General features: G+C 61.1%; 7 protein-coding genes. 5 read left to right on the forward strand and 2 right to left on the reverse strand.

What is annotated here, in order from left to right; all coding sequences use genetic code 11:
• Window positions 1–9 precede the first annotated feature (9 nt).
• Genes Q1V60_RS00185 through pdeM form a run of 4 tightly spaced genes read left to right on the forward strand, consistent with a single transcriptional unit; the run spans window position 10 to window position 5,095 of the window.
• Complete coding sequence (locus Q1V60_RS00185; protein WP_300626637.1) at window positions 10–1,128, forward strand: succinylglutamate desuccinylase/aspartoacylase family protein; 1,119 nt, start codon at window positions 10–12, stop codon at window positions 1,126–1,128.
• Window positions 1,129–1,142: 14 nt separating this feature from the next.
• Complete coding sequence (locus tag Q1V60_RS00190; protein WP_300626638.1) at window positions 1,143–1,907, forward strand: ATP-binding cassette domain-containing protein; 765 nt, start codon at window positions 1,143–1,145, stop codon at window positions 1,905–1,907.
• A 57-nt stretch (window positions 1,908–1,964) separates the two neighbouring features.
• On the forward strand, window positions 1,965–4,445 hold the full coding sequence (locus tag Q1V60_RS00195; protein WP_300626640.1) for a ligase-associated DNA damage response DEXH box helicase: 2,481 nt from the start codon (window positions 1,965–1,967) through the stop codon (window positions 4,443–4,445).
• The gene (gene pdeM / locus Q1V60_RS00200) at window positions 4,445–5,095 is read left to right on the forward strand and encodes a ligase-associated DNA damage response endonuclease PdeM (protein WP_300626642.1); all 651 of its coding nucleotides are present in this window, start codon (window positions 4,445–4,447) and stop codon (window positions 5,093–5,095) included. The genes Q1V60_RS00195 and pdeM overlap by 1 nt, the downstream gene beginning before the upstream one ends.
• A 9-nt stretch (window positions 5,096–5,104) precedes the next feature.
• Here pdeM and Q1V60_RS00205 read toward each other — a convergent pair whose 3' ends face one another.
• Both Q1V60_RS00205 and dcd read right to left on the reverse strand, forming a co-directional pair.
• Window positions 5,105–5,302, reverse strand: a complete 198-nt coding sequence (locus Q1V60_RS00205; RefSeq protein ID WP_057723177.1) for a hypothetical protein — start codon at window positions 5,300–5,302, stop codon at window positions 5,105–5,107.
• 108 nt (window positions 5,303–5,410) lie between these two features.
• The gene (gene dcd / locus Q1V60_RS00210; RefSeq protein ID WP_300626646.1) at window positions 5,411–5,977 is read right to left on the reverse strand and encodes a dCTP deaminase; all 567 of its coding nucleotides are present in this window, start codon (window positions 5,975–5,977) and stop codon (window positions 5,411–5,413) included.
• Between the two features lie 388 nt (window positions 5,978–6,365).
• On the opposite strand from dcd, the gene Q1V60_RS00215 reads away from it, so the two are divergent.
• On the forward strand, window positions 6,366–6,575 hold the full coding sequence (locus Q1V60_RS00215) for a cold-shock protein (protein ID WP_014336857.1): 210 nt from the start codon (window positions 6,366–6,368) through the stop codon (window positions 6,573–6,575).
• Window positions 6,576–6,781: the final 206 nt, after the last annotated feature.

Below are 6,781 nucleotides of genomic sequence, written 5' to 3' on the forward strand. Positions count from 1 at the left end.
GGAGCTTACATGCGTCATCAACGACATGACCTGATAGCGCCGGTGCCCGGCACGGCGCGGCAGATTCACAGTTTCCACTTCGGCCCGGAACAGGCCGAACGCAAGGTCTACATCCAATCGTCACTGCATGCCGATGAATTGCCGGGCATGCTGGTGGCCTGGCACTTGAAGGCGCGCCTGGCACAGCTGGCGGCCGCCGGGCGCTTGCGCAGCGAGGTCGTACTGGTGCCGGTCGCCAATCCCGTGGGGCTGGAACAGGTGTTGATGGACATCCCCCTGGGCCGCTTCGAGCTGGAAAGCGGGCAGAATTTCAATCGCCTGTTCGTCGACCTCAGCGAAGCGGTCGGGGATCAGGTTGAGGCCTTCCTGGGCAATGACCCCCAACGCAACGCCCGGTTGATCCGCACGGCGTTGTCCGAGGCCCTGGCCGCGCAAACCGCGTCGACTCAATTGCAATCCCAGCGCCTGGTGTTGCAACGCCTGGCGTGCGATGCCGACATGGTGCTGGACCTGCATTGCGATTTCGAAGCCGTGGCCCATCTCTACACCACGCCTGAGGCCTGGCCACAGGTGGAGCCGTTGGCGCGTTACCTGGGCTCGGAGGCCAACCTGCTGGCGACCGATTCCGGCGGGCAATCCTTTGATGAGTGTTTCACCCTGGTGTGGTGGCAGTTGCACCAACGCTTCGGCGAGCGCTTCCCGATCCCCCTGGGCAGTTTTTCCGTAACCGTCGAGTTGCGCGGTCAAGGCGACGTCAACCACGGCCTGGCGGCCCTGGACTGCCAGGCGATCATTGATTACCTGATCCACTTCGGTGCCATTGAAGGCGACGCCGCGCCACTGCCCGCGCTGCCCTACCCGGCCACGCCACTGGCGGGCGTGGAACCCGTGACCACGCCCGTGGGCGGCTTGCTGGTATTCAGCGCCTTACCGGGCGAGTACCTGGAAGCCGGGCAACGGGTCGCCGAAATCATCGACCCCATCACCGACCGCGTAACGCCCGTGCACTGCCGGAATGCCGGCCTGCTTTACGCCCGCTCACTGCGACGCATGGCCACTGCCGGGATGGTGATCAGCCATGTCGCGGGCGCAGAGGCCTACCGCAGCGGCTACTTACTTTCGCCTTGAGGATGCACGCCCCCATGTACAAATTGACCGTTGAAGGCCTGCATAAACGCTATGGCGACAATGAAGTGCTCAAAGGTGTCTCGCTCAAGGCCGGGACCGGTGATGTGATCAGCCTGATCGGCGCCAGCGGCTCGGGCAAAAGCACCTTCCTGCGCTGCATCAACTTTCTGGAAACGCCCGATGACGGTGCCATGACCCTGGATGGTCATGCGATCCGCATGGTCAGCGACCGCCACGGCATGCGCGTGGCCGACGATGCCGAGTTGCAACGCTTGCGCACGCGGCTGGCCATGGTATTTCAGCACTTCAACCTGTGGAGCCACATGAGCGTGCTGGAAAACATCACCATGGCCCCGCACCGAGTGCTGGGGTGCAGTAAGAAAGACGCCGAAGACCGCGCCCGTCGCTACCTGGATAAAGTCGGCCTGCCGGCGCGGGTGGCCGATCAATACCCGGCGTTCCTGTCCGGTGGCCAGCAGCAACGCGTCGCGATTGCCCGCGCGCTGGCGATGGAGCCCGAGGTGATGCTGTTCGACGAACCCACTTCTGCATTGGACCCTGAGTTGGTGGGCGAAGTGTTGAAAGTGATCCAGGGCCTGGCCGAGGAAGGCCGCACCATGATTATGGTGACCCATGAAATGAGCTTCGCGCGCAAGGTTTCAAGCCAGGTGCTGTTCCTGCACCAGGGCCGGGTGGAAGAGCAAGGTGCGCCGGCGGACGTGCTGGGCAATCCGAAGAGCGAACGCCTGCAGCAGTTTTTGAGCGGCAACTTGAAGTAAACCTTTGTGGCGCCTGGAGGGTCTGTGCAATAGAGCCTCCAGAGCGTCCGCTGCCGCATGGCAAAACCCGTCGACTTCGCAAAACAATGGTTTGCCACCCGAGGCTGGCGCCCGTTCGCCTTCCAGAAAGAGGTGTGGAAGGCCGTCAAAGATGGCCAGTCAGGCTTACTGCATGCGAGTACCGGCGCGGGCAAAACCTACGCGCTGTGGTTCGCTGCCCTCAATCGTTTCGCTATCACCCGCCCACCTGCCACCGGCAAGCGCAAGGCGCCGGCCGAACCCCTGACCGTGTTGTGGATCACACCGATGCGCGCTTTGGCCGCCGACACCGCGCGTGCGCTTGAAGCGCCGCTGGCGGCATTGCAGATTCCCTGGAGCGTTGGCCTGCGCACGGGCGACACCAGCAGCAACGAACGCGCCCGCCAGACCCGCCGCCAGCCCACCACGCTGATCACCACGCCGGAAAGCCTGACGCTGATGCTGGCGCGCGCCGACAGTGAGGTCAGCCTGGGGCACCTGCGCATGGTGGTGGTGGATGAATGGCACGAACTGATCGGCAATAAGCGCGGCGTGCAACTGCAATTGGCGCTGGCGCGGCTGCGGCGCTGGCATCCCGAATTGCTGGTGTGGGGTATTTCCGCGACCCTGGGTAATCAGACTCACGCGCTGGATGTATTAGTCCCACAGGGTGGCGGGGTGAATGTGCAGGGGCAAACGGCCAAGCAGCTACAGGTCGACACCCTGTTGCCGCCCACCGCCGAACGCTTTCCCTGGGCCGGGCATATCGGTTTGAAAATGCTGCCGCAAGTCGTGGCGCAAGTGGACGCCAGCAGCAGCTGCCTGGTGTTCACCAATACCCGGGCGCAGTCGGAAATCTGGTACCAGGCGCTGCTGGAGGCCAGGCCCGACTGGGCCGGCCTGATTGCGCTGCATCACGGTTCGCTGTCGCGCGAAACCCGTGACTGGGTGGAACGTGCGCTCAAAGACGGCCAACTCAAGGCAGTGGTGTGCACCTCCAGCCTGGATCTGGGCGTGGATTTCCTGCCGGTGGAGCGGGTGCTCCAGATTGGCTCGGCCAAAGGCGTGGCGCGCCTGATGCAGCGCGCCGGCCGCTCAGGGCATGCACCAGGGCGGCCATCGCGGGTGACATTGGTGCCGACCCACAGCCTGGAGCTGGTGGAAGCCGCCGCCGCAAAGGATGCGATTGCCCAGCGACGCATCGAAGCCCGCGAATCCCCGCACAAACCCTTGGATGTATTGGTGCAACATTTGGTCAGCATGGCCCTGGGCGGTGGGTTCACTCCCGATGCCCTGCTGGCCGAAGTACGCGGCGCCTGGGCCTACCGCGAGCTGACCGAAGCCGATTGGGCCTGGGCGCTGGCCTTTGTGCGCCATGGCGGGCTGTCGCTCACCGCTTATCCGGATTACCGCCGCGTAGAACCCGACGAACACGGCATCTGGCGCGTTCCCGATGCTCGATTGGCGCGCCGCCATCGCATGAGCGTGGGCACCATCGTCAGTGATGCGAGTATTCATCTGAAGTACTGGACCAAGGGCGGTGGCGGCAAAAACCTGGGCAGTGTCGAGGAAGGCTTCATTGCGCGGCTGAAGCCGGGGGATGGCTTTCTGTTCGCCGGGCGCCTGCTTGAATTGGTGCGCGTGGAAAACATGACGGCCTATGTACGCCGCAGTACCGCGAAAAAAGCCGCCGTGCCGCGTTGGAATGGCGGGCGCATGCCGCTTTCCAATGAGCTGGCGCAGGCGGTGATCGAGCGCTTCGACGCGGCGGCACAGGGTCGGTTCGAGGGCCCGGAGATGCAGGCGGTGCAGCCGTTGCTGCTCACACAATTGCGCTGGTCCGGCCTGCCGACTCGCAATCACTTGCTGGCGGAGTTTCTCAAGTCGCGCGAAGGCTGGCACCTGTTTCTCTACCCCTTCGCCGGGCGCCAGGTGCATTTGGGCCTGGCGAGTTTGCTGGCGTGGCGGGTCAGCCGGCAGCAACCCGTGACCTTTTCCATTGCGGTCAATGATTATGGGCTGGAGCTGCTGAGTGCCACCGAACTGTCCTGGCCCGACATATTGAACGAAGCCCTGCTCAGCCCGCAGGATCTGCTCACAGACGTGGCGGCCAGCCTCAACGCCGGGGAGCTGGCGTTGCGCCGCTTTCGCGAAATCGCGCGCATTGCCGGGCTGGTGTTCGCCGGTTACCCCGGTGCGCCGAAAAGCACGCGCCAGGTGCAGGCCTCCAGTGGCCTGTTCTTTGAAGTATTCAAACAATATGACCCGCAGAACCTGCTGCTGGCCCAGGCAGGGGAAGAAGTCCTGCGCAACGAGCTGGACATTCAGCGGCTGGAAGAGACGTTGCTTCGCCTCTCGGCGCTGCAATTGGACCTGCATGTGATCCAACGGCCTACCCCACTGGCCTTCCCGCTACTGGTAGAGCGGATGCGCGAAAGCCTGAGTTCGGAAAAACTCTCGGAGCGCATTGCGCGGATGGTCAAAGATTTGGAAAAAGTCGCGGATAGAGGGAAAGATTAATGGCGTGTTCGGTAACGCTTGAGGGGGAGCAATTGTGGTTGCTGGCGGACAAAGCGGTGTACTGGCCGGCGCGGCAAAGCCTGTTGATCGCCGACGCCCACTTTGGCAAGGCATCAGCCTATCGCAGCCTCGGGCAACCCGTACCCCAAGGCACCACGAGCGAAAACCTGCGCCGCCTGGATCGGCTGCTGTCGGCGTTCCCCTGCGCTCAGGTGATCTTTCTCGGAGACTTCCTCCACGGCCCCGGCTCCCACGCCAGCGGCACCCTTGGCGCGCTCAGGGGCTGGCGAGCGCGCCATGCCGAGTTGCCGATCACGTTGATTCGCGGCAATCACGATCAACGCGCCGGCGACCCGCCCGCAGACCTGAACATCGAGGTCGTGCCGGAGCCTTTACTGGTGGGGCCTTTTGCCTTGCAGCACGAACCGCACGCCCACCCCAGCCATCATGTGCTGGCAGGGCACGTACACCCGGTCTACCGCTTGCGCGGCAAAGGCCGACAGAGCTTACGCCTGCCGTGCTTCCAGATTGGCAAGCGCGTCAGCCTGCTGCCGGCGTTTGGCGCATTTACCGGCGGTTATGCCGTGGAACTGGACGATGAGCACCGAATCTTTGTGATCGGCGATCAGGAGGTCTGGCCGGTTCAGTAAGGCCCAGCGTCAGGCGACAGGTGAGGGAGGCGGCTCATCCGGCAGGGTCGGCTCACCCGGTTCGGTAGGCTGCGGATAATCCGGCTCAGGTTGGCCGGGGATGCCGCCCGCATAAGCAGGATCGGCCATCAGGGACCAGGCCAGAACACCAATCTGGTTGGGTTCAAGCCGGGCAAGTTCTGCGCTGATTCGCGGGTTGATCTTCATAGGGCACTCCTCAAGCGTGGCTCGACGCGCTTCACACGCGCCGAGGCAGTACACCTAGATAGAGTCACTTTCTGCAGACTAATTCCCTTAACTCGTAGGAGCTTTCGATCAAGCGCGTGGGAGAGTAACGCCACGCTGGCCTTGATACTTGCCCGCACGGTCCTTATAGGACACTTCACACGCTTCGTCGGACTGCAGGAACAGCATCTGTGCCACGCCTTCGTTGGCGTAGATTTTCGCCGGCAAGGTGGTGGTGTTGGAAAACTCCAGGGTCACGTGCCCTTCCCACTCGGGTTCCAGCGGGGTCACGTTGACGATGATGCCGCAACGGGCATAAGTGCTTTTACCCAGGCAGATGGTCAGTACGTCACGTGGAATACGGAAGAATTCCACGGTGCGGGCCAGGGCGAAGGAGTTCGGCGGGATGATGCACACATCGCTCTTGACGTCGACGAAGCTTTTTTCGTCGAAGTTCTTCGGGTCGACGATCGCCGAATTGATATTGGTGAACACCTTGAATTCATCGGCGCAACGCACGTCGTAGCCATAGCTGGAAACTCCGTACGAAATCACACGATCGTTGCCTTCGCCACGGATCTGACGCTCAACGAACGGTTCGATCATGCCGTGTTCCTGCGCCATGCGGCGAATCCACTTGTCCGATTTGATGCTCATGGCGGTGTCCTGAATAGCGAGGTGGAAAAATTCTGAGGGGCATCTTACCGGGGCCGGCGGTGGGGTTCAAAGGGCGCCGGGCTTTAAATGACGAATACACTGTTGTCTGTAACCCGCAGCCAGCGGGGCCGGGGCTGTTATCGCGGTTCTTCGGGACAATAAATACCACCGCCAGTCACGAAAATAGAGAAACCTTCGGAAATACCATTGGCACGTTCCGGAAAAAGGGTTAAGGTGGCGTCACTGTGTTGCTTGTGTCACTGAGAATCTCTACACGATATGTTGAATTTCGATCCAACCATCTCCAAGAATTTTTCCTGCTCTTTGCACTCAGTCTCGGCCAGGGCTTTTCCTGAGTCGCAGTTAACTTTGTTCAAGGAGTTACACCATGTCTAATCGCCAAACTGGTACCGTTAAGTGGTTCAACGATGAAAAAGGCTTCGGCTTCATCACTCCACAATCCGGTGACGACCTGTTCGTTCACTTCAAAGCTATCCAATCCGACGGCTTCAAAAGCCTGAAAGAAGGCCAACAGGTTTCTTTCGTCGCTACCCGCGGTCAGAAAGGCATGCAAGCTGAAGAAGTTCAAGTTATCTAACTTGTACTGACTTAGTCGAAAAGACCCCGCCCTTAAAAGCGGGGTTTTTTTATGCCTGAAATTTGACCTTGAAATTAACCCGGCACAAAAAAATGTGGGAGCGGGGGTGCGCGCGAAACCGGGAGAACATCCACAAAAAAAATATAAAGAAAAATGACAAAACCCCGCCAACCCGCACCCACCAAAACAAAAAAACGATAAAAGAA

Origin of the sequence: Pseudomonas sp. (genome assembly GCF_030147005.1) — a bacterium.
GTDB lineage: Bacteria > Pseudomonadota > Gammaproteobacteria > Pseudomonadales > Pseudomonadaceae > Aquipseudomonas.

Excerpts from the sequence above, each read along its gene's own strand:
- Q1V60_RS00195 (WP_300626640.1), top strand. The coding sequence starts at position 1,965 with ATGGCAAAACCCGTCGACTTCGCAAAACAATGGTTTGCCACCCGAGGC.
- Q1V60_RS00185 (WP_300626637.1), top strand. The coding sequence starts at position 10 with ATGCGTCATCAACGACATGACCTGATAGCGCCGGTGCCCGGCACGGCG.
- Q1V60_RS00205 (WP_057723177.1), bottom strand. The coding sequence starts at position 5,302 with ATGAAGATCAACCCGCGAATCAGCGCAGAACTTGCCCGGCTTGAACCC.
- Q1V60_RS00190 (WP_300626638.1), top strand. The coding sequence starts at position 1,143 with ATGTACAAATTGACCGTTGAAGGCCTGCATAAACGCTATGGCGACAAT.
- pdeM (WP_300626642.1), top strand. The coding sequence starts at position 4,445 with ATGGCGTGTTCGGTAACGCTTGAGGGGGAGCAATTGTGGTTGCTGGCG.
- dcd (WP_300626646.1), bottom strand. The coding sequence starts at position 5,977 with ATGAGCATCAAATCGGACAAGTGGATTCGCCGCATGGCGCAGGAACAC.
- Q1V60_RS00215 (WP_014336857.1), top strand. The coding sequence starts at position 6,366 with ATGTCTAATCGCCAAACTGGTACCGTTAAGTGGTTCAACGATGAAAAA.